Raw genomic sequence first — 25,111 nt, 5'->3', positions numbered from 1 at the left:
CGGTAAAGCCCTCCGACGGGATAATAAAAATAGGCAGCAAGAGGTTAATGAACATTAACTGGAGAATAACGATGTTGCTAAAAAATATAAAACACATGCTGTTAGCCATTACCGGGGGCCTGATTATTTTCAGTGCAGGCGCACAGGCTAAAAACGATAAAACCACCATCGGCGCGATTTATCTCGATACCCAGGGGTATTACGCCGGGGTCCGCTGGGGTGTGCAGGATGGTGCCGCCAAGGGCGGAGGGAAAATCGAAATCATAGAAACCAATGCGCAGGGGGATGTTTCTAAAGAGAGTTCGTTTATCGATACCATGATCGCACGCGACGTAAATGCCGTGGTGCTTTCCGCCGTTTCGGTCAATGGCAGCGTGCGGGCCATCAAGCGTGCCAACGAAGCGAATATTCCGGTGATTTGTTACAACACCTGTATTAACGAGAAGGGCGTAGATAACTATGTTTATGCCTATCTGGTCGGTGATCCCTATGAGTTTGGCAAAAAACTGGGCAATACCGCCGCCGATTACTTTATAGAAAAGAAAATAACCGAACCCGCGATTGCGGTAATTAACTGCGAAGCCTTCGAGGTTTGCGTGCAGCGGCGTAAAGGTTTTGAAGATGCGCTAAAAGCGAAAGTGCCGGGCATGAAAATCGTCGCCAATCAGGAGGGTACCGTGCTGGATAAGGCGATCTCGGTCGGCGAAAAACTGTTGATCTCCTCCGGGAATGTCGATGCCATTTTCGGCGAGTCCGGCGGTGCCACGCTCGGCGCGGTTAAAGCCGTGCGCAATCAGAACAAGGTCGGGAAAACGGTGGTTTTCGGCTCGGATATGACCACTGAAATCGCGCAGGAGCTGGTTAACCGCCAGGTATTGCAAGCGGTGGTGGATATCTCGGGCAAGAAAATGGGGACTTTGGTCTTCACGCAGGCAATGAATGCAATTAACCGCCAGCCGGTCGGCCAAAAGGTGGTGCAGGTACCGATAGATCTCTATGCCTCATCGCAGAGTGCCACTGATTGGCTGGCAACTCACAAAGACGGTTTACCTTAATGTCGGCGGCGACCCTGAGCGAAAGGGCCTTAAACGAATTGGCGCAGCAACCGGTGGTGGCCCGCATTGAATCCGGGCATAAGCGTTACCCGGGGGTAGTGGCGCTGCAAGATGTGAATTTCACCCTGCGGCGAGGTGAGGTACGTGCCCTGCTGGGGAAAAACGGCGCGGGCAAGTCTACCCTGATCCGCATGCTGACCGGCAGTGAGCGACCGGACGCCGGGCAAGTCTTTATCGGCGACCGCTTGTTGGATGGGCCAGAGGCGTTGTTGACGCGTCGTGCCGGTGAGCTTGGCGTGCGGGCGGTCTATCAGGAACTCAGCCTGGTGCAGGATATGAGCGTGGCGGAAAACCTGTGCCTGGGCGCCTGGCCACAGCGTGCCGGAGTGATTGACGTGCAATGCATGATGGCGCAGGCACGTGCTGCGCTGGCACTGCTTGGGGTAGATATCGATCCTCAGCAATGGGTTCGCGATCTCAGCCCGGCGCAGCAGCAACTGGTGGAGATAGCCCGGGCCTGTCAGGGAGATCCCAAAGTGGTGATCCTCGACGAGCCGACCAGTTCGCTGGCCAACGCCGAGGCGGATCTGGTGGCTGCGGCGGTGATGCGCCTTTCTGCGGCGGGGATTGCGGTGGTGTATGTCAGCCACCGGATGAATGAAATCCGCCGGTTGGCGTCGTCCTGCACCATTATGCGCGACGGCCGCGTGGCGGGTGACGTGACGCTGGACAATACGACCACCCAGCAGATTGTCGATCTGATGCTGGGCCATCAGGAGCACCATACGCAAACCGTGACTGTTCCGGCAGGGGGCGAAACGGTATTTGAGGTAAGGCAGTTATCGCTGCCGCCCAAATTGCGGCAGGTCAGTTTTGAGCTGCGGCGCGGTGAGGTGCTGGGCATTGCCGGGTTGCTGGGGGCGGGCCGCAGCGAATTGCTGAAGGCCATTGTTGGCCTGACGCCGTTTACCGATGGCGAACTGGTGCTGGACGGGGAGACGCTGATCTGCCCGAATTATGCCGACATGCTCAAACGGGGTATGGCCTACACACCGGAGAACCGCAAGGCCGAGGGCATCATGCCGCTGCTGGGGGTGGATGAGAATACCGTGATGACCGACAGCCGCTCGGTAAGCCGCTTTGGCGTACTGAACTGGTCGAAGATCAAACAGGCAACCTCGGCCATCGTCAGCCGCATGCGGGTGAAAACCGCTGAAACCGACACGCCGATCATGACGCTCTCCGGCGGTAACCAGCAGAAGGTGGTGATTGGCCGTTGGGTTTACGCCAGGAGCCGCATCTTGTTGCTGGATGAGCCGACGCGCGGCGTCGATGTCGAAGCGAAAAATCAAATCTATCGTATTGCGCGCGAACTGGCGGCCGAAGGGAAAAGCATTATTTTCGTGTCGAGCGAAGTGGAGGAATTGCCTCAGGTCTGCGATCGGATCTTATTGTTACAGCAGGGAACGATAGTGAAGGAGTTTATCTCGCCCGTGGATGTTGAACAGCTGATGTCCGAAGTGCTGATGATCCAATAATTCTGCCCGCATGTGAAGGCATCGGAGGTAATGACAATGTCCACCTTGGTACCGGATGTAAAAATAGCAAAAGCCCGTAAATTATCGAAGCACGCTAATGAACTTGGCCTGTTGGCAATTATTATCGTGCTGTACCTGGTGTTTTCCATTTACGCCACCGGGTTTATTTCTCTGAATAACCAAATGAATATTTTACGCGACGCCGCCACTATCGGTATTGCCGCCTGGGCAATGACGCTGATTATTATTTCCGGCGAAATCGACGTCAGCGTCGGCCCGATGGTGGCGTTTATTTCGGTGATCCTGGCTTATTTAATGCAATACCAAATCCCGCTGGCGTTCGCGCTGATACTGGCTCTGTGTCTGGGGGCGGCGTTGGGCTCGGTCGCCGGAGCGCTGCGCGGTTGGTTTAACGTGCCGAGCTTTGTCGCCACGCTGGGGCTTTGGAGCGCCTTGCGCGGCATGGGGCTGTTTATGACCAACGCCTTGCCGGTACCGATTGACGAAAACGCGGTGCTGGACTGGCTGGGCGGGCAGGTGTTGGGCCTGCCGGTTTCGGCGGTGATTATGCTGATCCTGTTTGTGGTCTTTCAGTTTATCAGCAAGAAAACTGCCTTTGGTCGCTCGGTGTATGCCATTGGCGGCAACGCCGGTGCCGCCCAGCTGTGCGGCATTAACGTCAAACGCATTCGCGTGCTGCTATTTACCCTGGCCGGCTTGCTGGCCGCCGTCACCGGTATTCTGCTGGCGGCGCGTCTTGGCTCCGGTAATGCCGGGGCGGCCAGCGGCCTGGAGTTTGACGTGATTGCCGCCGTGGTGGTGGGCGGTACCGCCTTGTCCGGCGGACGCGGTTCGATGCTCGGCACCCTGCTCGGCGTGCTAGTGATCACCCTGATTGGCAACGGCCTGGTCTTGCTGGGGATTAACTCCTTTTTCCAACAGGTGGTCAGAGGGGTAATTATCGTACTGGCGGTGCTGGCCAATATTATCGTGATGCAAAAGAACTCTAAGCAATAGCCTCACATGCCACACAAATAACTGATTAAAGCTGGAGGGGAAATAGTATGGGAAAAATGTTGGCGGCTTATTTACCCGGAAACGCCACGGCAGAACTGCGCGAGGTGGATATTCCGCAACCGGGCATTGGCCAGGTATTAATTAAAATGAAATCGTCCGGTATTTGCGGCAGCGATATTCATTATATTTATCATCAGCACCGTGGTACGGCGGCCGCACCGGATCAACCCTTGTACCGGGGGTTTATTAACGGTCACGAGCCTTGTGGCCAGATCGTGGCGCTGGGGGCCGGCTGCCGCCACTTCCGCGAGAGCGATCGCGTGCTGGTGTACCATATTTCCGGCTGCGGCTTTTGCAGCAACTGCCGGCGAGGCTATCCGATTTCCTGCACCGGCGCTGGCAAGGCCGCCTATGGCTGGCAGCGGGATGGCGGCCATGCCGACTACCTGTTGGCGGAGGAAAAGGATTTGATTCATCTGCCGGATTCGCTCAGCTATGAAGACGGCGCTTTTATCTCCTGTGGGGTCGGCACGGCTTATGAAGGCATCGTGCGTGGCGAGGTCTCCGGCAGCGACCACGTACTGGTCGTGGGGCTGGGCCCGGTCGGTATGATGGCGATGATGCTGGCGAAGGGACGCGGGGCAAAAACGGTGATTGGCGTTGATGTTATCCCGGAGCGTCTGGCGACCGCGAAACGCCTGGGGCTGATGGATCACGGCTTCCTGAGCGGTGACGACGTGACAGAACGCATTCGCCAATTGACCGCTGGCGGGGCCAACGTCACGCTCGACTGTTCCGGCAACGCCAAAGGGCGCCTGCTGGCGCTGCAGGCCTCTTCGGACTGGGGAAGAGTGATCTACATTGGCGAAACCGGCAAGGTGGAGTTCGAGGTCAGCGCAGACCTGATGCATCACCAGCGGCGGATCATCGGCTCTTGGGTCACCAGCCTGCACCACATGGAAAAATGCTGCACCGACCTGCACGACTGGAAAATGCACCCGCATCAGGCGATTACCCACCGTTTTAAACTCGGGCAGGCTGCCGAGGCTTATGCTCTGATGGCTTCTGGCCAGTGCGGCAAAGTGGTGATCAATTTCGCCGATTAATATCCGGGGGCACTATGGCATTGTTTGATATGGATAACGGCTGTCTCTCGTTGATGGTTTCGTCGTTGGGTGGCAGCGTGTTGAAATTGGCCGCGCACGGGCCAGAGGGAGAGATCCCTCTGCTGCGGCCTGCGGTGTTGAGTGATACCACGTCGGCGCTGCAATCGGGGTGTTTTCCTCTGGTTCCTTTTGGTAATCGGGTGAATCAAAACCGCTTCAATTTCGAGGATCATGAATATCAGCTCAGCGCGAATACCGACTGGGATCGGCACTATCTGCATGGCGACGGCTGGCTGCAGGAGTGGCAATGTGTTGAACAGAGTAGCAATCACCTTCACTTGCGTTATCAGCATGAGGATGGCCCTTACCGTTATCAGGTAGAGCAATATTTCACCCTGCAGCAACATCAACTCAGTATTGAATTGGCGGTAGAACACCGTGGTGAAAGGCCGATGCCCTATGGGTTGGGTTGGCATCCGTATTTCCCGTTAACGGCGGATACCCGAGTACAGGCATCCGCCGGGGCCTACTGGTTGGAGGCCGAAGACTGGCTGGCGGGCGAGCAGGCGGCACTGACCGAGGCGCTGGATTTCTCCCAGCCAGGCCCGTTGCCGCGTCACTGGGTGAATAACGGTTTCAGCGGCTGGAACGGCGAGGCGCGGATCCAGTGGCCGGAACAAGGCGCTCGGTTACGGATGAACACTCAGCCGGCTTGCCCGGTTTACTTCCTGTTCGTCTCGGATCCGGCGTTTGATCCGGGTTATCAGTTCGACTTCTTCTGCCTGGAACCGATGTCGCATGCCGCTAACGGCCATAACATGGCTGACCTGGGTGGGCTACGCCGCTTGGCTAAAGGGCAGCGGTTTAGCCAGACGATGCTGCTCAGTTATTCCTCGTTTTAAGTCCGGAAATTAAAATTCGGATCTCCTTCACAGAACCCGTTTAAACCCTGCAACCGGTTACTGAAACCGGTTGCTGTTTTTTCGTTTTTGAAACCATACTCATTCATCGACTGTATGATTTGCACCTATATCTCAGGAGAGCGGATGAAAAAAATATTCTTATGCTGTGCCGCCGGAATGTCTACCAGCATGGTGGTAAATAAAATGAAAAAGTCAGCAGAACAACAGGGGATTGAGGTTGATATTATTGCCGTCGGTATGGATGAATTTGAATCTACGCTGGAAAATTATCAATGCTGCCTGCTTGGGCCGCAGGTTAAATATAAACTGGCCGATTTTAAAAAAATCGCCGACAGGGAAAATAAGCCCATTGCGGTTATCAACAGCATGGATTACGGCATGATGCGCGGTGATAAAATCCTCGCCGAAGCCTTACGGATGATCGCACAACACTAATTCCGCCGGGGCCACCAGCCGCCGCGCGTGGCGTCGGTTTGTTCGCCCCGTGACCATTGACTCAGAACGTCCCGAGGGTTGAACCATGAGTATCAGCCAGGCCGCATTCAATTTTATTGAAAACCGTATCAGCCCCATTGCCGGTAAATTATCGACCCAGCGACATATTATGGCGATCCGCGACGGTTTTATTTCCGCGATGCCCTTTATGATCGTCGGCTCATTTTTATTGGTATTTGCCTACCCGCCTTTTTCAGCCGACAGCAGTTGGGGAATAGCTCAATGGTGGCTAGGGGCTGCGGAGAAACATCAGGTCGCTATTCTTACCCCGTTTAATATGACCATGGGGATTATGTCGATTTATATTACTGCCGCCATCGCTTATAACCTGGCGCAGAGTTATAAGCTCGATCCCTTTATGGCGGCCATGCTGGCGCTGATGTCATTTTTGCTGGTCGCCGCGCCGCAGACCGAAAAGATGCTGCCGACCGCCGCGTTGGGCGGCGTGGGGATCTTCACCGCCATTCTGGTGGCGGTCTACACCACCGAACTGATCCGCTTTCTCAAGCTGCACAATATCGGTATCTCACTGCCGGAACAGGTGCCGGCCAAGATCAAGCAGTCGTTTGATCTGCTGATCCCGATCCTGGCGGTGGTGATCACCCTGTATCCGCTCAGCCTGCTGGTGCAGCATCAGTTTAATTTACTGTTGCCACAGGCGATCATGGCGCTGTTCCAGCCGCTGATTTCCGCTGCGGATTCGCTGCCGGCGATCCTGCTCGCGGTGCTGATCGGCCATTTATTGTGGTTCGCCGGTATTCACGGCGCGGTGATCGTCTCCGGCATGCTGCAGGCATTCTGGCTGACCAATCTGGGCATCAATCAGGATGCGTTGGCCGCCGGCCACCCGATGCCGCACATCTTTATGGAAGCTTTCTGGACCTTCTTTATCGTCATTGGCGGATCCGGCGCCACTTTTGGGCTGGTGCTGCTTTATCTGCGCAGCCGTTCGGCGCACCTGCGCTCGATCGGCAAGCTGAGCCTGGTGCCGAGCTGCTTCAACATCAATGAACCGGTGATCTTCGGCACACCGATCGTCATGAACCCGACCTTCTTTATCCCGTTTATTACCGCGCCGATCGTCAATTCGATCATTGCCTATGCGGCCGTGAAGCTGGATCTGATTGGCCGCGTGATCTCGGTAGTGCCCTGGACGGCACCGGCACCGATTGGCGCTGCCTGGGCCACCGGTTGGGATCTCCGTGCCGCACTGCTGGTGCTGCTGCTGGCGGCGGTATCGGCACTGATTTACTACCCGTTCTTCAAGGTCTATGAGCAGCAGTTGCTGGATCAGGAAGTGAGTGAGGCGGAGCAGATCGAACAGACACAAGGAGTCACCGAATGATCGACATGGAAACGGCGGTAATGGAATTGATCATCAACGCCGGTGAGGCTCGCAGTTGTGCCATGCAGGCGTTGTACGCAGCGCGCAAATACCAGTGGGATCAGGTAGATATTCTGCTGGCGGAGTCGCAGTTGGCGGCGAAGCGAGCGCATGCCACTCAAACCGAGCTGATTGGTTTTGACGAGGGGGAAGGCAAGCTGCCGGTCAATCTGATTATGGTGCACGCGCAGGACCACATCATGAACGCCATGCTGGCGCGCGATCTGGTGGAGGAACTGGTGAGAATTTACCGATTACTGGAGCAGAACGGGGTGAAAAACCAATGAGCGTATTTCCGAAGGATTTCCTGTGGGGTGCGGCGACAGCGTCTTACCAGGTTGAGGGCGGCTTTGATGCCGACGGCAAAGGCCTGTCCAACTGGGATTTGTTCTCCCACCTGCCCGGCACCACTTATCAGGGTACCAACGGCGACGTCGCGGTCGATCACTACCATCGCTTCCGTGAAGATGTGGCGCTGATGGCGGAGCTGGGGATGCAGACCTACAGATTTTCGATCTCCTGGCCACGGTTGCTGCCGCAGGGGCGGGGCGAGGTGAATGAGGCCGGGATCCAATTCTACAGCGATCTGATCGACGAACTGCTCAGGCACAACATCAAACCGATGATCACCCTGTACCACTGGGATCTGCCGCAGGCGCTGCAAGAAGAATTTGGCGGTTGGGAATCGCGTGAGATCGTCGATGCTTTCGATGAATATGCCCGTCTGTGTTATCAGCGTTTCGGCGACCGCGTCGAGCTGTGGTCCACCTTTAACGAAACCATCGTGTTTATCGGCATGGGCTATATCACCGGAGCGCATCCGCCCAAGTTGACCGATCCGAAGAAGGGCATTCAGGCCTGTCACCATGTGTTCCTGGCCAATGCCCGCGCGGTAAAAAGCTTCCGCGAAATGAAGATCAACGGTCAGATCGGCTTCGTCAACGTGCTGCAACCTAACGATCCGATCAGCGACTCGCCAGAAGATCGCCGCGCCTGCGAGTTAGCCGAGGGGATCTTCACACACTGGCTGTACGATCCGGTGTTGAAGGGCGAATACCCGGCAGAGCTGTTGGCGATGGCGCAGCAGGCCTTTGGCGTACCCTATTTTGCACCGGGCGATGAGGCGTTGCTGAAGGGCAACATCGTCGATTTTATCGGTCTTAATTACTACAAGCGCGAAATGGTGGCGCATAACGACGACGTCGAGGGCTACGCGATCAACACCAGTGGCCAGAAGGGCAGCGGGCGTGAACTGGGCTTTAAGGGGCTGTTCAAACTGGTGCGCAACCCGAACGGGGTTTATACCGACTGGGACTGGGAGGTTTATCCGCAGGGACTGACCGATGCCATTGGCCGCATCGTCAAACGCTACGGCAACATTCCGATCTACATTACCGAGAACGGGTTGGGTGCCAAGGATCCGATCGTCGAGGGGGAAGTGCGCGATCAACCGCGCATAGACTATCTGCGCGATCATATTCAGGCGATCGGTGCGGCGATCGAGCAGGGTGCCGATGTGCGCGGTTACTATCCCTGGTCGTTTATCGATCTGCTTTCCTGGCTCAACGGCTATCAAAAGCAGTACGGTTTTGTGTATGTCGATCACGACAACAATCTGGCGCGCAAGAAGAAGCAGAGTTTTGGCTGGTATCAGCGGGTGATCGCCAGCCACGGTGAGCAGCTGTAACGGGGAAAAAGCAGCCCTCTCTTGAAAGAGAGGGCTGGTAAGAGCTAAACCTGTAGGGGTCGAACATGTTCGACCCGATTTAACCCATTGATTATGCTATCGGGCGCGGCATGCAGCGCCCCTACCATTAAACAACAGGGCTGGCTAACATTACAGTGAGTCGGGATCCGGCCCCAGACGGTTGCCGATATCCAGTTGGGCGATATCGCTCAGTTCGTCTTTATCCAGTTTGAAATCAAACACCTCGAAGTTCTCGCGAATGCGTGATGGCGTGACCGATTTCGGGATCACGATAAGACCGCTGTCCAGGTGCCAGCGCACTACGATTTGCGCCGGGGTCTTCTCGTATTTTTCCGCCAGATGTTTGATCAGCGGTTGGTCGAACACCCCTTCGCCGCCCTGCGCCAGTGGGCTCCATGATTCGGTAGCGATGTGGTGCGTTGCGTTCCAGGCACGCAACTGACGTTGTTGCAGCAATGGATGCAGCTCAATCTGATTAATCACCGGTGCGATATTGGTTTCGTCCAGCAGGCGCTGCAGATGTGGGGTATGGAAATTGCAGACCCCGATACTCTTCACCAGCCCCTGTTCGCGCAGTTTAATCAGCCCGCGCCAGGCTTCCACGTATTGATCCTGCTGCGGTTTTGGCCAGTGGATCAGATACAGATCGACGTAGTCCAGCTTGAGTTTTTCCAGGCTGGTTTCCAGGGCGGCCTGTGGGTCGCCCTGATCGTCGTTCCACAGTTTGGTGGTAATAAACAGTTCATCGCGCGGCACCGAGGCGGATTGCAGTGCAGCACCGACCCCTTCCTCGTTCTTGTAAATCGCAGCGGTATCGATCGAACGATATCCCACCTCCAGCGCCTTGAGCACCGCCTGGGTGGTGTCTGGAATACTCGCCTGCCAAACGCCGAGACCCAACTGCGGCATCAGATTACCATCGTGGAGTTTGATGATGGGTTGTTGCGTTGTCATGCGTATCTCCTTGTTAACGGATTGCCCGGTGCTGCATGCACCAGGAACGGCTATCAATAAATTCTAGTTGGCAAACTGGGGTGGTGCTGAGTTTGCTAAGCAAATTTCAGCGATATCAGAATAGTGCTTGGCACTGCGCCCGAGGACAACTCGGGCGCAAGAGACTGAAATTAAAGCCTGACAGGTAACCGCGAGTTTGCGATTAACGTGCCGCCTCATAAATACGTTGGCTGACTTCCAGGGTGATGTCCTGATGTTCGCCCAGCGCGGTCATGCCATGCTGATGCAGCTTATCAAGCAGTGCCGGGATCGAGCTGCCGTCGAGCTGGTAATCGGCCATGCGGGTTGGCACGCCCATTTGTTCGAAGAAGGCACGGGTGGCGGCGATGGCCCCGTCGATACGGCTGTCTTCGCTGCCCTCACGCAGACCCCAGACGCGGTCGGCGTACTGCAGCAGTTTTTCGCGTTTCTGCGCTTTTTTCTCGTTCAGCAGTGCCGGCAGGACGATGGCCAGCGTCTGGGCATGATCCAGACCGTGCATGGCGGTTAACTCGTGGCCCAGCATATGGGTTGCCCAGTCTTGCGGCACACCGGCACCGATCAGACCGTTCAATGCCATAGTGGCGCTCCACATCACATTGGCGCGTACGGCATAGTTTTCCGGTTCTGCCAGCGCACGCGGGCCATCTTCCAGCAGCGTCAGCAGCAGGCCTTCGGCAAAGCGATCCTGCACTTTCGCATCGACCGGGTAGGTCAGGTACTGCTCAATGGTGTGGATAAAGGCATCGACCACGCCGTTGGCGATCTGGCGCGGTGGCAGCGAATAGGTCACTACCGGATCCAGTACCGCAAACAGTGGCTGAACGTATGGCGAGAAGAAATGCTGTTTGTCGCCGCTGCTTTTACGGGTGATCACCGCGCCGCTGTTGGATTCAGAACCGGTAGCCGGCAGTGTCAGCACGCAACCCATCGGCACAGCGCCTTTGATTTCGCTGCCGACGGTTTTCAGGATATGCCATGGGTCGCTATCCGCCTGATAGTGGGCCGCTGCGGCGATGAACTTGGTGCCATCGACCACCGAACCGCCACCGACGGCCAGCAGGAAATCGATGTTCTCTGCACGCACGACCTCGACCGCTTTCATCAGCGTTTCGTAGGTTGGGTTAGGTTCAATACCGGAGAACTCCTGCACGTTGCGACCCGCCAGTGCGGAATAAACCTGATCCAGCACGCCGTTCTTCTTCACGCTGCCGCCACCGTAGGTGATCAGGATGCGTGCATCGGCAGGGATCTGCTGCGCCAGGCCGGCGATTTGGTCTTGACCGAACAGGATTTTGGTTGGGGTATGGAGAATAAAGTTTTGCATGGCTGATTTCTCTTCTGCATGAGGCAAGCGCCGGATGGCGCAAAATATCTGGGGTGTATTGTCAGTAACCTGGCCCCGCAGCACAATGCTCATTCCTGCCCGAGTCTTGCCTATTCCTACAAAGCGTTGTAGAAAAGCAGAGTTTTAAACTATTATTTATGCCGAATTGTTCTTAGTGTAAGAGGGTGTTTCCGTGAGTGAAATCGATGAACTGCGCGGTCGGATGGCGCGCCAGGCGGCCGGCTTTGCCGAGAGTAACGGTTATACCCCTTCGCCGGTGCCACTGGTGAAAATCCTCTATGTGGATCGCCATTGTCCGCGTCAGCCGGTGATGTACGAACCTGGGGTGGTGATCATTTTCCAGGGCCACAAAGTGGGTTACTGCGGCAATCGGGTGTTTCAGTACGATCCGCGTAACTATCTGTTGATGACGGTACCGCTACCGTTCGAATGTGAAACCTTTGCCAGCCCGGAACTGCCGCTGGTGGGGCTGTCAGTGAATATCGATAGCCAAATGCTGCAGGACTTGTTGATCGACATCGGCGATGACGACTACCTGATGAAACCGCGCAGAGAAAGCAGCGGGGTTAATCTGGCCGAGCTGTCGGAAGAGTTGTTGTGCGCCACCGAACGCCTGCTGGACGTGATGGCCAAACCGCTCGATGCACGGGTATTGGGGCCGCAGATTGTGCGCGAAATTCTGTACCACGTGCTGCGTGGCAGCTGCGGAACGTCGTTGCAGGAACTGGTCAATCGCCATACCCACTTTAGCCAAATCGCCAAGGCGCTGCGACGCATCGAGAACCAATATGCCGACAGCCTCAACGTTGAGCAGTTGGCGGGGGAGGTGAATATGAGTATTTCGGCGTTTCACCATAACTTTAAGGCGGTGACCAATACCTCGCCGTTGCAGTATGTGAAGTCCTATCGGCTGCACAAGGCGCGTCTGCTGATGGTCCACGACGGCCTGAAGGCCAGCACCGCCGCGCTGCGCGTCGGCTATGAGAGCGCTTCGCAGTTCAGTCGTGAATTCAAACGCTTCTTTGGCGTGACGCCAAGCGACGAAGTGGCCCGACTGCGTGATAACCCTCCTTTAATGATGGAGGGCTAAGCACGCAGCCGGGGCGGTAATTCAGCGCGTCAGTACAATTTTGCCAAACGCCCCGCGATCGAGATGGTCGAGTGCTTGCTGCAGTTGGTCAAAGCGATAGCGTTGATCAATCACCGGTTGTAAGCCATTGGCATCCACCGCCCGCACCAGATCTTCTAGTGCACGGCGGTGGCCGACGCCAATTCCTTGGATCACCGGTGATTTTAGCAGCAGCGGTCCGGCAGGGGCCGAGACCTCAAAGCCCTCCAGCGCACCGATCACCGAGATGCGTCCCTGCACGGCGACGGCACGAACCGAATTACCGAGGTTAGGGCCGCCAACGGTGTCGACCACGTGGTCTATGCCGTGATCCTGTGTTAACCGATACACCGCCTCCACCCAATCGTCATCCAGGCGATTAATGCCGTGATCGGCCCCCAACGCCTTGGCTCGCGCCAGTTTTTCGTTGCTGCTGGAAGTGACGTACACCTCGGCACCCTGCAGTTTGGCGATCTGCAGCGCGAACAGCGCCACGCCGCCGGTGCCCTGTACCAGCACAGATTGGCCAGAGAACAGGTGGCCCTGTTCCACCAAAGCGAACCAGGCGGTCAGCCCGGCGCAGGGTAGGGTGCTGGCTTGCGCGTCGTCCAGCGAGGTGGGGGCCGCTACCAGCCAGTCCTCATGCAGCACCACATATTCCGCCAACATGCCCTGATAAAAACCGCCCAGCGTACGGTAAGGCGGGGTGCGCGCATTGCCATACGGCTTCTGTTTGCCATCTATCCAACCGGGGCTAAAGGTGGAAATAACCCGCTCGCCCGGTTGGAAACGGCTGACATCGGCGCCAATTGCGTCGACTTCACCGGCCATGTCGGAGGCGGGAGTAAACGATTGTGGCAGTTCCAGCCCCATACCGGTTTCGATCACCAACTTGTCGCGGTAATTAAGCGATACCGCATTCACTTTCACCCTAATCTCATGTGGTCCCGGTTGCGGAATGGCGCTTTCGCTCAGTTTCAGGTGCTGACGCCCGAGAGCATCCATTGTCCAGCGTTGCATTGTTTCGGCCATGATTGACTCCAAAGTCAGTGATAAACAGACCTGTGGATATTATCGTTGATTGAGGTTCGCCAGTGGCGATAAGATTTCCATTGATTGTTTCTCTAAAGGCTACAAATCATGACCGACCGATTGAACGGCATTTCGGTGTTTGTCACCGCCGTGGAGGCGGGCAGCTTCGCGCTGGCGGCCAGTCGGCTGCACCTTTCACGTTCGGCGGTGGGGAAAACCATTGCCCGTCTCGAGCAGCGCTTGGCTGTGCGCCTGTTCCACCGAACCACCCGCAGTTTGAGTCTGACTGACGACGGCGCTCTGTTTTATGAACGTTGCTTACGGGCGCTGGAGGAGATCCGCACCGCAGAAACTCTGCTGGAGTCGGGTAAACAGCAGGTCAGCGGCAGGCTGAGGGTGTCGATGCCGGTGCTGTTTGGCCGCATGTGCATTGCGCCGCTGTTAACCGGCCTGGCGCGTGATCACCCGGGGTTGGAGCTGGAGCTGTCATTTAACGATCGCATCGTGGACTTGATTGAGGACGGTTTTGATCTGGCGATCCGCAATGGGACGTTGACCAGCAGCAGTGGGTTGGTGGCGCGGAGCATTGGCGATCACCGTATGACGTTGTGTGCGGCGCCGGCATACCTGCAGCAGCATGGCGAGCCGAAAAACCTTGAACAGCTGACTCAACATGATGCGGTGACCTACATGCGCGCCGGTGTGGTGCGTAACTGGCTAATCCCGGATAACGGTGGCAAAGTGCAGGAAGTGATGCCGAACAAGCGGTTGCAGATGGATGACCTGCAGGCGATGGCGGATGCCACGGTGGCCGGGTTTGGCATTTCCTGGTTACCATGCTGGCTGGTGCGGGAATCGTTGTTGAAAGGGGAATTGGTCAGGCTGATGCGCGATCGGCCAGGCATGTCATTTGAGGCTCACGCTGTATGGCCGCAAACGCCACATCTGCCGTTGAAGGTACGGCTGGCGGTGGATACGCTGGTGAGCAAGTTGCCCCCCAGTCTGGCACAGGTTGAAAAAGCTTTGTAGGGGCGGCTACTGCCGCCCGCAAGCCAATCAGGAAGAGGCGGCGCGCTTTTTACGCCAGATAACCAGCATGGCGCCCAGCAGACCCACCAGCAGCAGTAGCAGCGGCAGGATCATCAGCCCGGTCATTACCTGGCTTTCGTAGCGTTTCACCAGTGGGATCTGGCTGAAAGCGTAGCCAAGACCGACCACCGCGCCAACCCAAATCACGGCGCTCAGCCAGTTAAATATCTGAAAACGCGTGCTGTTCAGGCCTGAGATACCGGCCATGGTCGGCAGCAGGGTACGAACAAAACCAAGAAAACGGCCGATCACTAATGCCATCAAGCCATGACGATTAAACAGATTATGCGCACGTTGATGATATTGGGCAGGCAGTTGCAGCAGCCAGCCTTTGACCAGACTGGTGTGACCCAGCCAGCGCCCCTGCACGTAGCTCAGCCAACAGCCGAGGCTGGCGGCAACGGTTAAAATGATCAGCGTTGGCACAAAGGCCATCACGCCTTTGGCGATCAGGGCACCGGATAACAGCAGCAGGCTGTCGCCGGGCAAGAAGGAGGCTGGCAGTAGTCCGTTTTCTAAAAATAGAGTGGTGAAAAGTACTGCATAAACCACCCAAATTACGCTGGGATCAGCAAGGGCAATAAAGTCCTGCTGCCAAAGCGCATGAACAATCTCTCGTAATACATCCATTATATATCCTGTTGCATGCCGGTTGCGCCTGGGGTTGGCTTCCCCAGGATGCGGTGTTGACCGTATCTGACAGTTACCCGGCTAGTGTAACGCTAATAGCTTAAGCACACATTAAACAAGGCGAATAAAGTTGCCATTGCAACAGGTGGCGCGTCAGTGCGCGTTGGCGATACGCTCAAATCCGGCGGCGAGGTCGTCAATCAGATCCTGCACGTTCTCCAATCCGATATGCAGGCGCACCAGGGTGCCGGAGAAGTCGACGCCGCCGGCCGGACGAATGGCTTCCAGCTCTTCCGGTTGGTTGGCCAGGATCAGCGATTCATAACCGCCCCAGGAATAGGCCATGCTGAAATGGTTGAAGTTGTCCAGATACTCGGCCAACTGTGCGTCGCTCAGACGTTGTTTCAGCACGAAAGAGAACAGGCCGTTGCAGCCGCTGAAATCACGGCGGTAAAATTCGTGACCCTTGCAGCTGGGCAGCTCCGGGTGATTGACCACCGCCACCTCCGGCCGTTCGGCCAGCCAGTTGGCGACTTCGATGCTGCCTTGCTGATGTTGCTTCAGGCGTACGCCCAGCGTGCGCAGGCCACGGCTGGCCATATAGGCGGTATCGGCGTCCACCATCTGGCCCATCAGATAAGAGTATTCGCGCAGTTGATCCCAACAGCGCTGGTTTGCCACGGCGGTGCCGAGCATGTAATCGGAGTGGCCGATAATGTATTTGGTCCCGGCCTGAATCGAAATATCAATGTCGAAGTCCAGCGCCTTGAACAGCACACCGGCCGCCCAGGTATTGTCGATCATGATCACCACTTCCGGTGCCACCGCGCGAATTGCCTGCACCATGGCCGGGATATCCTGAACTTCCATGGTGATCGAGCCGGGTGACTCCAGAAACACCACGCGGGTATTGGGCTGAATAAGCCCGGCGATATTGGCACCGATCAGCGGGTCGAAATAGGTGGTTGCCACGTTCATGCGGCTCAGGATATGGCTGCAAAAATCCTGTGTGGGCTCATACACCGAGCCGGTCATCAGCAGGTGGTCGCCGGCGCTGACAAAGGACAAAATGGCGTTGGAGACCGCAGCCGCGCCGCAAGGGTAAAGGACACAACCTGCGCCGCCTTCCAGCTCTACCATCGCATCCTGTAACGCAAAGTGGGTCAGGGTGCCGCGCCGCCCATAAAACAGTTCTCCATGGGCCCGCCTGGCGGTGGCGTGCTTTTTGGCCGCCACCGAATCAAAGACCAGTGAAGAAGCGCGTTGGGTGACGGGATTGACGGAGCCCTGGGTATAGCGCTTGCTGCGTCCGGCGCCGATCAGGGTGGTTTCGATGTTTTTTGACGTCATAGGAGCGGGCTCACCTTTGGCTGGGTCTTCACGGGATGTTTGCGATAGCCCTTACGTTAGCATGACATATGATAGCCATCCAGACGTTTTAACCGCCAAATGTAAAAGCGTTGCCGATTTACCCGTTCTTGGGACGTCGTTTTGCCGATTATTTGGTAAATAATAATGAGAACTACTATCAATCCCTGATTGGTTTGATATGATCGCACGCTGAATTATTCCTCAATTTTGATCGGTAACGGGTGGAGGCACAGCGTGAAAACGGCTGGCAAGAATTTAAATCAAGGATCGTTCGGTCAGGGCCGGGCGCAATGGGGCCAGGCATTTGGCCGCGGTCTGTTAGCTTCAATGGTATTGGTAGTGGGTCTGGCCGGTAGCGTTCAGGCTGCTCCGGCGACTAATCCGGCCGTTACCCAGAGCGTTGCTCCGGCCTCTGCGCCTGCCGCAGCCGCGCCTGAAAGTATCACTCCGCTGAATCCGCAACCGACCATCCTGCCGCCGGAAACTCGCGGTATGGACCTGTCCGTCTGGGGCATGTACCAGCATGCGGACATCGTGGTGAAAATCGTGATGATCGGCCTGGTGCTGGCGTCTATCGTCACCTGGACCATCCTGTTCTCCAAGGGCAGCGAACTGTTCCGCGCCAAGCGCCGTCTGCGCCGCGAACAGCTGGCGCTGGCCAATGTGCGCTCGCTGGATGAAGCCTCCGAGCTGGCACAGAACTTCTCGGACGAGAGCATCAGTTCCGTATTACTGAATGATGCGCAAAACGAGCTGGAGCTGTCGGCAGAGTCTAACGACAACAACGGCATCAAGGAACGTACCGGTTTCCGTCTGGAGCGTCGCGTTGCGGGCTACAGCCGTAACATGGGCCGTGGTAACGGTTTCCTGGCAACCATCGGTGCCATTTCGCCGTTTGTCGGCCTGTTCGGCACCGTCTGGGGCATCATGAACAGCTTCATCGGCATCGCCCATTCGCAGACCACCAACCTGGCCGTGGTTGCACCCGGTATCGCAGAAGCGCTGTTGGCAACCGCATTGGGCCTGGTGGCCGCGATCCCGGCAGTGGTGATTTATAACATCTTTGCCCGTGTAATCAGCGGTCATCGCGCTCAGGTTGGTGACGTGGCTGCTCAGGTGCTGCTGCTGCTGGGGCGCGATTTGGATCTGGCCGCCACGGCACAAGCCAAACGTTCACAGCATTCACAGCAACTGCGGGTGGGGTGAGTTATGGCGATGCGCTTAAATGAAGATCTGGACGACAGCGGCGAACTGCATGAAATCAACGTGACGCCGTTTATCGACGTCATGCTGGTGCTGTTGATCATCTTTATGGTGGCCGCGCCGCTGGCAACGGTAGATATTCGTGTCGATCTCCCGGCTTCCTCAGCCAAACCGCAGCCGCGCCCGGAAAAACCGGTGTTCCTGTCGGTAAAAGCGGATAAGCAGCTGTACGTTGGCGAACAGGCGGTCAGTGCAGATCAACTGACGTCGGTGCTGGATCAGCAAACTCAGGCCAACAAAGAGACCACCATCTTCTTCCAGGCGGACAAGACAGTGGACTACGAGACGCTGATGAGCGTGATGGATACGCTGCGTAAAGCCGGCTACCTGAAGGTGGGGCTGGTGGGGATGGAAGGCACCGCCAAAGCGGGCTGACATCACCAACGATAAAAAAGGCGCTCAGGCGCCTTTTTTATTGGCTGAGTTTTTTACGAAGAAAAGCCTAAGGCTGGCCGAGCAATGCCTTCGAACCGGCGTGGCGCCAGTGGATGCTGCCCGGCAGGTACAGCGCGTTCTGCTCTAATGGCCGCTCGTCAATCAGCGCGCTAACCATGTCGAAACTGTGTTGGGCCAGGGCGCGGCAGTCTTGCGCCACGGTGTCGATTTTCAGCGTCAGGCCATCGAACAGGTAGTGGTCGTCAAAGCTGCACAGATGCAGATCGCTCTCCATCAACTGGTGCTGATTCAGGTAGCGCAGCACCCCTTCCAGCAGGCCGCAGGCGGCGGTAAACAGCGCCTTGGGCGGTCGGCCCAGTTGCGCGCAGAGTTGGGCGAACATCTCGTAGCCGGAGCTGGGGTGATAATTACCGTTGATGATCCATTCCGGTTTACACACCACCCCGGCACGTTCCAGACCGAGTTGGAAACCGGCCAGCCGATCGCGCGTGGGCGAAATGCGGGGTTGGCCGCCAAGGAAATAGAATTCGTCCGGATGCTGACGCGCGACGTTTTCCACCAGCGTGGCGGTCGAGGTCAGCGAGTCGGTGATCACCAGCGGCAGGTCGGAGCCGACGATCAGCCGGTCCATCTGCACCACCGGCAGGCCGGCGTTAATCTTTTGGTATTCCGCATCGTTAAGCTGGCTGGAGGCGACGATCAGGCCGTCGACCTGGCGTTGTACCAGACTGTTCACCGCCATCATTTCCTGCGCCGGGTTTTCATCGGTACAGGCGATCAGCAACTGCAAACCGGCCTCGCGGCACAGGGTTTCCAGCTCGCGTGAAATCACCGCAAAACCGTAGTTGGTCATTTCCGGCACCACCAGCCCCAGGGTATGGCTGCGGGAAGAACGCAGTGAACGGGCGTGGAAGCTGGGCTGGTAGTGGTGCTCACCGGCCAGTGCCAGGATACGATCGCGGGTGTCGTCGGACACCCGATATTCCTTGCTGCGACCGTTAAGCACCAGGCTGGCGGTCGATTTCGACACGCCGGCCAGTGCGGCAATATCACTGATGGTAATGCGTTTATTTTTTTTCACTGACGGCATCTGAATTCATCGAAGGATGCGTCATTCTAGCATGCATGGCGTCAGCGACCAGTGCTCGAGCGTCAGCTGGGTTTTACCGCTCAGGTGCAGTTGTGGTTGTGGGCCGGGGAAGTAGCGTGCGCTCATCACTGCCTCGCCGTGGTTGATAAAAATCTCCACGCTGGAGCGGTCAAACAGGATCTGCAGTTGGCTCAGGTTGCCGCGCCAGTAGCGATGTTCCGGCTGCCCGTTACGCAGATTATTACGCGTCAGTCGTAGCAAGGCACCGTCCCAGAGCAGCGTCATCGCCCCGCCAAAGTCGGCGCTGAATGCCCCTTCTGGCGTTAGCAGCAGTTCCGCGCTGCCGACGGGCCAACATGGCGCTTCGTCGGCGATCCCCTGCCATTGCCGGTTTTCACCACGCAATTGTTGCAGTTCGCGCGCCGGTTGTTGGTAAAACTTGCCCTGATGCAGCGACAGTTCGCGCGGGCAGGTCAGGATGTGGATCCAGCCGTACTGCAGCGTCGGGTGATAATCCTCGTCCTGCTCCGGCACGCCCATCCAGCCGACCAGCAACCGGCGGCCGTCTTCGGCCTGGGTGGTTTGTGGCGCATAGAATTCGAACCCGAGATCCAGCTCGTGGAAGGCGCCATGTTCGAACCTGGCCTGCCGATAATCCAGTTTGCCAGTGAAATAGCCCGCCTGATAAACGTTGAGATACTGCTCGGCCTGCGCCGCCAACCCCTGTGGGCAACAGATCAGTATCTCGACCCCGTCCAGTGTGAACAGGTCCGGGCATTCCCACATATAGCCGAAATCACCGATGCCGTTCAGCTGTGAACCGGCAATCTCTCCCAGCAACTGCCAGTTACGCAGATCGGCGGAGCGCAACAGCAGCACTTTGCCACGGTCTTGCAGGTCGCGAGCGCCGAGCACCATGTACCAGTCGTCCTGATGACGCCAAACCTTCGGATCGCGCACATGGCCGCTATAGCCCGGCGGTAGCGGTAATACCGGGCCGAGTTTGTCATAGCCGCCCTGGGCATTTTCTTGCGCCAGGCACTGGTAGGCGGTGCGGGAGCCGTCGGGGTATTTGACGTTGCCGGTATACGCCAGCATGATTTTGCCGTCCGCCACCACTGCCGATCCGGAATAACAACCGTGGCTGTCGTAGCAGGCTCCCGGCACCAGTGCCACCGGCTGATGCTGCCAGTTGACCAGATCCGTCGACTGCCAGTGGCCCCAACACTTGTTGCGGTGATCGCAACCCAGCGGGTTCCACTGATAAAACAGGTGGAAGGCGCCGTTATGCTGAATGAATCCGTTGGGATCGTTGAGTAACCCGACGCTGGGCGCCAGATGCCACGCCGGGCGGTGCGGCGCACGCAGTACCTTTGGTATGTCGCGCATCAACGCCTGAACGGCCTGTTTCATCAAATTCAACTCTTCCATTATTCGCTGTCCGTTTTGTATTTCAGCAGCAACGAGATAATAAAGGCGCTGCCGAAGGCGATCACCAGGCCAATGATATAGCTGACCAGCGAACTGGCCTGCACAATGGCCATCCCCGGGATTGCCGTCAGCCCGACCGCGTTCATGCCGACGTGATTGGCCACCACCCAGGCACCGCCGAGCGCACCGCCGGCCAGCGCCGCGAGGAAGGGTTTCACAAAGCGCAGGTTAATGCCGAACAGTGCCGCTTCGGTAATGCCGAGCATGGCGGAAAAGGCCGAAGGCACCGCGATGGCTTTGATCTTGGCGTCGCGGGTTTTGAAATAGACCGCCAGACAGGCACCGCCCTGAGCGATATTGGCCATCGACCAGATCGGCAACAGGAAGTTAACGCCGATATTCGGGTTGCCGAGCAGTCCGGCTTCGACGGCATGGAAACTGTGGTGGATACCGGTGATGACGATGGCGGAATACAGGCCACCGAACAGCAAGCCGGCAAACCAACCGGCGTGGGCGATCAGCGTGCTGAGCACCAGGGAGATGCCATCACCCAGCGCGCGACCGGCCGGGCCGATAAACAGCATGGCGACGAAGCCGGAGATCACCACCGTCAGGAACGGTGTCAGGATCAGATCCAGCGAATTGGGGATCACTCTGCGCAGCTGTTTTTCCAGCATGCTCATAAACCACACCGTCAGCAGCACCGGGAACACCGTGCCCTGATAGCCGATCATGGCAATCTGCAACCCGAAGAAATCCATGGTGTGAAAACCGCTGGCGACGCCCCAGGCGTTGGTCAGAGCCGGATGGGTCAGAATGCCGCCGAGCGTAGCGCCCAGATAGGGGTTACCACCAAATTCACGCGCGGCGGTGAAGCCGATCAGGATTGGTAAAATAATAAATGCCGCCGAACTGAACATATCCAGCATCACAAATACGGCGCTGTTGGCATCGGCCCAGCCGTAGGTTTTCACCATGCCGAGCAGGCCCATCAGCAGGCCGGAGGCGACGATAGCCGGGATGATGGGCACAAAGATATTCGACAGCAGGCGAGCCATACGCTGCAGTGGGTTGAGTTTTTTCGCCGCGATATCGGCGGCCTCAGACTTGCTGGACTCGCTGACGCCAGCCGCCTTGATAAACTCCGCGTGCACCTTGTTGACCAGCCCGGTACCGAAAATCACCTGGATTTGCCCGGCGTTGCTAAAGCAGCCTTTCACCCCTTCCAGCTTGCCGATCGCCACTTTGTCCACCTTGCTGTCATCGAGCAGCACCAGGCGCAAGCGCGTGGCGCAGTGGGCGGCACTGGCTATGTTTTCTTTGCCGCCGAGCAACGGCAATAGCGCGTTAGCGGTTGCGGTAATGTCCATGTTCACTCCCTTAATCAATAAAAATGCCGCCGCGGAATTTCGCGGCGGAAATCAGTTCATCAGCGTCAGAAGAAGTACTTGAACCGGGCACGTACGCCGTAGCGCTGATCGTTGCTGGAGTTGGCAATTTTGTTATCTGCATTGGCCTCCAGCATCGAGACGTAGGCCCCGAGATATAGGTTAAAGTTCTTCATATTCATGATGTTTGGTATTTGGTACGAGGTATGAATGGTATGAATATCATATTTGCCCGGCTCGCTGAGCGGGTTACTGATGTCGGCGCTCATACCGGCGGTATTGAACTCTTTGATGTTGTTGTGGGCATAGATGTAACCCACTTCAAAGCGACGCCACAGTACGTTGACGCCTGCGGTCAGGTCCTGCTCGCCGGAGGCGTCCAGGTAGGCGGTGCTCAGGTTGGCAACCACGCCGTTGTCCGGGTTGGCGGCGGTGTTGTTCCAACTGAGAGTCATGCCGTAGCCGTTACGTTTGGACTGGTCGACGAATTGCCCCTGGCTGTCGTGATAGCCATAGGCATTGTTGACTACGTTGCTTTCCATCGCCACCGCCGCGCTGAGCTGGTCTTTTTTCCAGGCGATCACCGGCCGCAGGTAGGCGACATTCTTCTTATTATCCAGGTTGTTGCCGTGGTAGGCGTCGTCCTGGAACAGTGAGGTACCGTCCTCCACCAGCGTATTGAGCTCAAAGTAGAAGTTACCGGCATACTTGCTCAGCATCAGGTTGCCGCCGCTGCTACTACGCCCACGACCTTCTTTCATCATGTAGATATAGCCAAAACCATCGGCATACAGATCGTTGGCGGTATTGCCGGAATACTGGATGAAGGTGTCCTGATTGAGCGGGAACATGTCGTAGGCCTCAAAACGGCCAATCTTGGTCTGCCAGTTCTTTTCGTTACCGAAGAAGAAGGCGGCATCGTCGAGGTTCATTTTGCCGGTCATGTCGGCCAGCGGCTGTACGCTGAAACCGGAGAAGTTGCCGTCCGGGTTGCGTCGGTAGCCGTCTACACCGACCAGAATGCGGCCGTTGATATCCCAACGTTCTTTGTTGCCCGGCTTCCAGTCTTTGTTGTCGCTGCTTTTCAGCGAGGTGAGCTGGCCGCTGCGGCTGGCGCCGTCCAGGTTGAACTCGACGTCGCCGTACAGTTTCAGGTCGGTTAATCCGGTGAGTTGCAGCTTGCCTGCCGGTGCGGCGTGGGTTTCCAGCGTCGCGGTGCGCTGAACAACCTGTTGGGTTTGCTGCTCGGTGTTGGCGGTGCGTAACTCCAACTGTTGTGCCTTGCGTTCCGCCGCCGTGGCACGAGTTTCCGCCTGGACCGCTCGCTGCTCGGCCTGTTGCAGCCGTTGTTCCAGCGCATTCAGACGGGCTTCGATACTGGTAGTGGTACCAGTCGCGGCCGCAGAGGTAGAGATGAGAAGCCCTGTAGTGACTGCCAGATAGCCAAGTTTTTTCATGATTTTCTATCATCCGGGGTGGTTGTTATTATTTTTTGCTAAATTGCTAAACCGGTTTTTCACGAAGAAAGATAGAGAGTTGAACGACGACTGGCAATCAAGTTTGCTAACCCGATTCAGCTATTGTGATCAAGTCCGCAAATTATGTTCCGGAGATGAAGGAGGGGTGGCACCCAATGCCCTGTGGCATTGGGCCTGACTTATAGCTATCGGGTTAGCGTCGCAGGAAGTCCTGCAACTCGTCGGCATGCGGCAGGGCGGTCATAGCGCCTTTGGCGGTGGTGGCCAGCGCCCCGCAGGCCTGGGCCTGGGCGATCACTGCCGGCCATTGGGCTTCCTGCGGTAAAGCGCCCAGGTGTGCCAATGCGGCCAGCAGACCGGCGACAAAGGCGTCACCCGCACCGGTGGTATCGACCGGGGTGATTGAAGGGGCTCGGAAATGGCGGATCTGTTTGCCGTCATGCACGCAGACACCGTCGCCGCCCAGCGTCACCAGCAACAAACGCAGTGGGTAGCGCTGCATCATCCAGTCGATACCGCTCTCTAACTCACCGATATTGCTGATAAAACTCAGTTCTTCCAGTGAAATTTTCACCACGTCCGCCAGCAGTAACGCCTTTTGCAGGCAGGGGCGCAGCGCTTCCGGCTGGCGCCAAACGTCTTCACGAATGTTTGGGTCAAAGCTGACCCAGCCACCGGCCGCCCTGATGTTCTCCATTGCGGTGAAGGTGGTGCTGCGGCTGGGTTCCTGTGACAGAGCGATAGAGCAGACGTGCAGCCATTCATCCGCTTTGAAATCAGGCAGATCCTCGGGTTGCAGGAACAGATCGGCGCTTGGGCTGACCATGAAGGTGAAGGAGCGTTCACCCATCAGATCAAGATCCACCACCACGGTAGAGGTGTGGTGGTCTGGATCCTGTGACATATGGCCGATGTCGACCTGCTCTTCGCTCAGTACCTGCTGCAGGAAATCGCCGAAACTATCCCGGCCTACCCGGCCGATAAAGGCGCTGTTGCCGCCCAGGCGGGCGATGCCAACCGCCACATTGGCCGGAGCGCCACCGGGGCATTTCAGGTAACTGTTTGAATTCTCAGGTACCAGGTCGACAACTGCATCACCCAGCACCCATACGCGATTAACCATGTTCGATCCCCGTTTTCATCGGTGTCTGATGGCGAGCTAAAATAGAAGAACCGGTTTAGCAAAGCAATAAAATAATGTGTCGAGTGGCGAAAGGTGGGGGTAAAGAGTAGCGACAGCGAGCAAAAGCGCAGGAGGAAATGCCCGC

23 protein-coding genes are annotated in these 25,111 nt (G+C 57.0%); 13 read left to right on the top strand and 10 right to left on the bottom strand.

Features of this window, described 5'->3' with window-relative positions; translation table 11 throughout:
* The first annotated feature begins 65 nt into the window (after positions 1-65).
* From SERS4_RS0121665 to SERS4_RS0121625, 9 genes are all read left to right on the top strand, one after another.
* Positions 66-1,055: a substrate-binding domain-containing protein gene (locus tag SERS4_RS0121665; protein WP_253275417.1), complete on the top strand. Its 990-nt coding sequence runs from the start codon at positions 66-68 to the stop codon at positions 1,053-1,055.
* Positions 1,055-2,593, top strand: coding sequence for a sugar ABC transporter ATP-binding protein (locus SERS4_RS0121660; protein WP_017894011.1), 1,539 nt, complete (start codon positions 1,055-1,057; stop codon positions 2,591-2,593). The genes SERS4_RS0121665 and SERS4_RS0121660 overlap by 1 nt, the downstream gene beginning before the upstream one ends.
* Positions 2,594-2,623: 30 nt before the next feature.
* Entirely contained in the window at positions 2,624-3,610 is a 987-nt protein-coding gene (locus SERS4_RS0121655; protein ID WP_026142532.1) for an ABC transporter permease, read from the top strand.
* A 47-nt stretch (positions 3,611-3,657) separates the two neighbouring features.
* Positions 3,658-4,716: a zinc-binding dehydrogenase gene (locus tag SERS4_RS0121650; protein ID WP_017894009.1), complete on the top strand. Its 1,059-nt coding sequence runs from the start codon at positions 3,658-3,660 to the stop codon at positions 4,714-4,716.
* Positions 4,717-4,730: 14 nt separating this feature from the next.
* Positions 4,731-5,618: an aldose 1-epimerase gene (locus tag SERS4_RS0121645; protein WP_017894008.1), complete on the top strand. Its 888-nt coding sequence runs from the start codon at positions 4,731-4,733 to the stop codon at positions 5,616-5,618.
* Between the two features lie 144 nt (positions 5,619-5,762).
* Positions 5,763-6,074: a PTS sugar transporter subunit IIB gene (locus tag SERS4_RS0121640; protein ID WP_017894007.1), complete on the top strand. Its 312-nt coding sequence runs from the start codon at positions 5,763-5,765 to the stop codon at positions 6,072-6,074.
* An 85-nt stretch (positions 6,075-6,159) separates the two neighbouring features.
* A complete protein-coding gene (locus SERS4_RS0121635) occupies positions 6,160-7,479 on the top strand; it encodes a PTS cellobiose transporter subunit IIC (protein ID WP_017894006.1) in 1,320 nt (439 codons plus the stop codon).
* Positions 7,476-7,805, top strand: a complete 330-nt coding sequence (locus SERS4_RS0121630) for a PTS lactose/cellobiose transporter subunit IIA (protein ID WP_012146921.1) — start codon at positions 7,476-7,478, stop codon at positions 7,803-7,805. The genes SERS4_RS0121635 and SERS4_RS0121630 overlap by 4 nt, the downstream gene beginning before the upstream one ends.
* Entirely contained in the window at positions 7,802-9,205 is a 1,404-nt protein-coding gene (locus tag SERS4_RS0121625) for a GH1 family beta-glucosidase (RefSeq protein WP_017894005.1), read from the top strand. The genes SERS4_RS0121630 and SERS4_RS0121625 overlap by 4 nt, the downstream gene beginning before the upstream one ends.
* Before the next feature lie 150 nt (positions 9,206-9,355).
* Here the strand turns inward: SERS4_RS0121625 and dkgA are convergent, their stop codons facing one another.
* Together dkgA and yqhD are read right to left on the bottom strand one after the other, a co-directional pair.
* Positions 9,356-10,180, bottom strand: coding sequence for a 2,5-didehydrogluconate reductase DkgA (gene dkgA, locus SERS4_RS0121620; RefSeq protein ID WP_017894004.1), 825 nt, complete (start codon positions 10,178-10,180; stop codon positions 9,356-9,358).
* Positions 10,181-10,382: 202 nt separating this feature from the next.
* Positions 10,383-11,546, bottom strand: a complete 1,164-nt coding sequence (gene yqhD / locus SERS4_RS0121615; protein WP_012146914.1) for an alcohol dehydrogenase — start codon at positions 11,544-11,546, stop codon at positions 10,383-10,385.
* Between the two features lie 223 nt (positions 11,547-11,769).
* On the opposite strand from yqhD, the gene SERS4_RS0121610 reads away from it, so the two are divergent.
* Positions 11,770-12,657, top strand: coding sequence for an AraC family transcriptional regulator (locus SERS4_RS0121610; RefSeq protein ID WP_256137947.1), 888 nt, complete (start codon positions 11,770-11,772; stop codon positions 12,655-12,657).
* A gap of 21 nt (positions 12,658-12,678) precedes the next feature.
* Here SERS4_RS0121610 and SERS4_RS0121605 read toward each other — a convergent pair whose 3' ends face one another.
* Positions 12,679-13,707 (bottom strand): NAD(P)-dependent alcohol dehydrogenase, encoded by a 1,029-nt coding sequence (locus SERS4_RS0121605; protein ID WP_017894003.1) that lies wholly within the window; start codon positions 13,705-13,707, stop codon positions 12,679-12,681.
* Positions 13,708-13,815: 108 nt separating this feature from the next.
* On the opposite strand from SERS4_RS0121605, the gene SERS4_RS0121600 reads away from it, so the two are divergent.
* The gene (locus tag SERS4_RS0121600; protein WP_017894002.1) at positions 13,816-14,736 is read left to right on the top strand and encodes a LysR family transcriptional regulator; all 921 of its coding nucleotides are present in this window, start codon (positions 13,816-13,818) and stop codon (positions 14,734-14,736) included.
* A gap of 27 nt (positions 14,737-14,763) precedes the next feature.
* Here SERS4_RS0121600 and SERS4_RS0121595 read toward each other — a convergent pair whose 3' ends face one another.
* Both SERS4_RS0121595 and metC read right to left on the bottom strand, forming a co-directional pair.
* Positions 14,764-15,426: a DedA family protein gene (locus SERS4_RS0121595; protein ID WP_012146912.1), complete on the bottom strand. Its 663-nt coding sequence runs from the start codon at positions 15,424-15,426 to the stop codon at positions 14,764-14,766.
* Positions 15,427-15,579: 153 nt separating this feature from the next.
* Entirely contained in the window at positions 15,580-16,776 is a 1,197-nt protein-coding gene (gene metC, locus SERS4_RS0121590) for a cystathionine beta-lyase (RefSeq protein ID WP_017894001.1), read from the bottom strand.
* Between the two features lie 255 nt (positions 16,777-17,031).
* On the opposite strand from metC, the gene exbB reads away from it, so the two are divergent.
* Both exbB and exbD read left to right on the top strand, forming a co-directional pair.
* The gene (gene exbB / locus SERS4_RS0121585) at positions 17,032-18,003 is read left to right on the top strand and encodes a tol-pal system-associated acyl-CoA thioesterase (protein WP_017894000.1); all 972 of its coding nucleotides are present in this window, start codon (positions 17,032-17,034) and stop codon (positions 18,001-18,003) included.
* A 3-nt stretch (positions 18,004-18,006) separates the two neighbouring features.
* Positions 18,007-18,435, top strand: coding sequence for a TonB system transport protein ExbD (exbD, locus tag SERS4_RS0121580; RefSeq protein WP_012146909.1), 429 nt, complete (start codon positions 18,007-18,009; stop codon positions 18,433-18,435).
* Between the two features lie 67 nt (positions 18,436-18,502).
* Here exbD and SERS4_RS0121575 read toward each other — a convergent pair whose 3' ends face one another.
* From SERS4_RS0121575 to SERS4_RS0121555, 5 genes are all read right to left on the bottom strand, one after another.
* Positions 18,503-19,546 (bottom strand): substrate-binding domain-containing protein, encoded by a 1,044-nt coding sequence (locus tag SERS4_RS0121575; protein WP_012146906.1) that lies wholly within the window; start codon positions 19,544-19,546, stop codon positions 18,503-18,505.
* A gap of 21 nt (positions 19,547-19,567) precedes the next feature.
* A complete protein-coding gene (locus SERS4_RS0121570; protein ID WP_017893999.1) occupies positions 19,568-20,977 on the bottom strand; it encodes a sucrose-6-phosphate hydrolase in 1,410 nt (469 codons plus the stop codon).
* Positions 20,977-22,347 carry a sucrose-specific PTS transporter subunit IIBC gene (locus SERS4_RS0121565; protein WP_017893998.1) on the bottom strand — a complete coding sequence of 457 codons (1,371 nt, stop codon included), beginning with the start codon at positions 22,345-22,347 and terminating at the stop codon, positions 20,977-20,979. Before SERS4_RS0121565 ends, SERS4_RS0121570 begins: the two co-directional genes overlap by 1 nt.
* A gap of 65 nt (positions 22,348-22,412) precedes the next feature.
* The gene (locus SERS4_RS0121560; protein ID WP_017893997.1) at positions 22,413-23,822 is read right to left on the bottom strand and encodes a carbohydrate porin; all 1,410 of its coding nucleotides are present in this window, start codon (positions 23,820-23,822) and stop codon (positions 22,413-22,415) included.
* A gap of 214 nt (positions 23,823-24,036) precedes the next feature.
* A complete protein-coding gene (locus SERS4_RS0121555; RefSeq protein WP_017893996.1) occupies positions 24,037-24,966 on the bottom strand; it encodes an aminoimidazole riboside kinase in 930 nt (309 codons plus the stop codon).
* Positions 24,967-25,111 lie beyond the last annotated feature (145 nt).

Origin of the sequence: Serratia sp. S4 (assembly GCF_000347995.1) — a bacterium.
In the GTDB taxonomy this organism is placed as follows: domain Bacteria; phylum Pseudomonadota; class Gammaproteobacteria; order Enterobacterales; family Enterobacteriaceae; genus Serratia; species Serratia quinivorans.
This window is presented reverse-complemented; position numbering and strand designations above follow the sequence as displayed.

Excerpts from the sequence above, each read along its gene's own strand:
- SERS4_RS0121570 (WP_017893999.1), bottom strand. The coding sequence starts at position 20,977 with ATGGAAGAGTTGAATTTGATGAAACAGGCCGTTCAGGCGTTGATGCGC.
- yqhD (WP_012146914.1), bottom strand. The coding sequence starts at position 11,546 with ATGCAAAACTTTATTCTCCATACCCCAACCAAAATCCTGTTCGGTCAA.
- SERS4_RS0121565 (WP_017893998.1), bottom strand. The coding sequence starts at position 22,347 with ATGGACATTACCGCAACCGCTAACGCGCTATTGCCGTTGCTCGGCGGC.
- SERS4_RS0121660 (WP_017894011.1), top strand. The coding sequence starts at position 1,055 with ATGTCGGCGGCGACCCTGAGCGAAAGGGCCTTAAACGAATTGGCGCAG.
- SERS4_RS0121655 (WP_026142532.1), top strand. The coding sequence starts at position 2,624 with ATGACAATGTCCACCTTGGTACCGGATGTAAAAATAGCAAAAGCCCGT.
- SERS4_RS0121625 (WP_017894005.1), top strand. The coding sequence starts at position 7,802 with ATGAGCGTATTTCCGAAGGATTTCCTGTGGGGTGCGGCGACAGCGTCT.
- SERS4_RS0121595 (WP_012146912.1), bottom strand. The coding sequence starts at position 15,426 with ATGGATGTATTACGAGAGATTGTTCATGCGCTTTGGCAGCAGGACTTT.
- SERS4_RS0121640 (WP_017894007.1), top strand. The coding sequence starts at position 5,763 with ATGAAAAAAATATTCTTATGCTGTGCCGCCGGAATGTCTACCAGCATG.
- SERS4_RS0121605 (WP_017894003.1), bottom strand. The coding sequence starts at position 13,707 with ATGGCCGAAACAATGCAACGCTGGACAATGGATGCTCTCGGGCGTCAG.
- SERS4_RS0121610 (WP_256137947.1), top strand. The coding sequence starts at position 11,770 with ATGGCGCGCCAGGCGGCCGGCTTTGCCGAGAGTAACGGTTATACCCCT.
- SERS4_RS0121635 (WP_017894006.1), top strand. The coding sequence starts at position 6,160 with ATGAGTATCAGCCAGGCCGCATTCAATTTTATTGAAAACCGTATCAGC.
- SERS4_RS0121630 (WP_012146921.1), top strand. The coding sequence starts at position 7,476 with ATGATCGACATGGAAACGGCGGTAATGGAATTGATCATCAACGCCGGT.
- metC (WP_017894001.1), bottom strand. The coding sequence starts at position 16,776 with ATGACGTCAAAAAACATCGAAACCACCCTGATCGGCGCCGGACGCAGC.
- dkgA (WP_017894004.1), bottom strand. The coding sequence starts at position 10,180 with ATGACAACGCAACAACCCATCATCAAACTCCACGATGGTAATCTGATG.
- SERS4_RS0121600 (WP_017894002.1), top strand. The coding sequence starts at position 13,816 with ATGACCGACCGATTGAACGGCATTTCGGTGTTTGTCACCGCCGTGGAG.
- SERS4_RS0121645 (WP_017894008.1), top strand. The coding sequence starts at position 4,731 with ATGGCATTGTTTGATATGGATAACGGCTGTCTCTCGTTGATGGTTTCG.
- exbD (WP_012146909.1), top strand. The coding sequence starts at position 18,007 with ATGGCGATGCGCTTAAATGAAGATCTGGACGACAGCGGCGAACTGCAT.
- SERS4_RS0121575 (WP_012146906.1), bottom strand. The coding sequence starts at position 19,546 with ATGCCGTCAGTGAAAAAAAATAAACGCATTACCATCAGTGATATTGCC.
- SERS4_RS0121650 (WP_017894009.1), top strand. The coding sequence starts at position 3,658 with ATGGGAAAAATGTTGGCGGCTTATTTACCCGGAAACGCCACGGCAGAA.
- SERS4_RS0121555 (WP_017893996.1), bottom strand. The coding sequence starts at position 24,966 with ATGGTTAATCGCGTATGGGTGCTGGGTGATGCAGTTGTCGACCTGGTA.
- SERS4_RS0121560 (WP_017893997.1), bottom strand. The coding sequence starts at position 23,822 with ATGAAAAAACTTGGCTATCTGGCAGTCACTACAGGGCTTCTCATCTCT.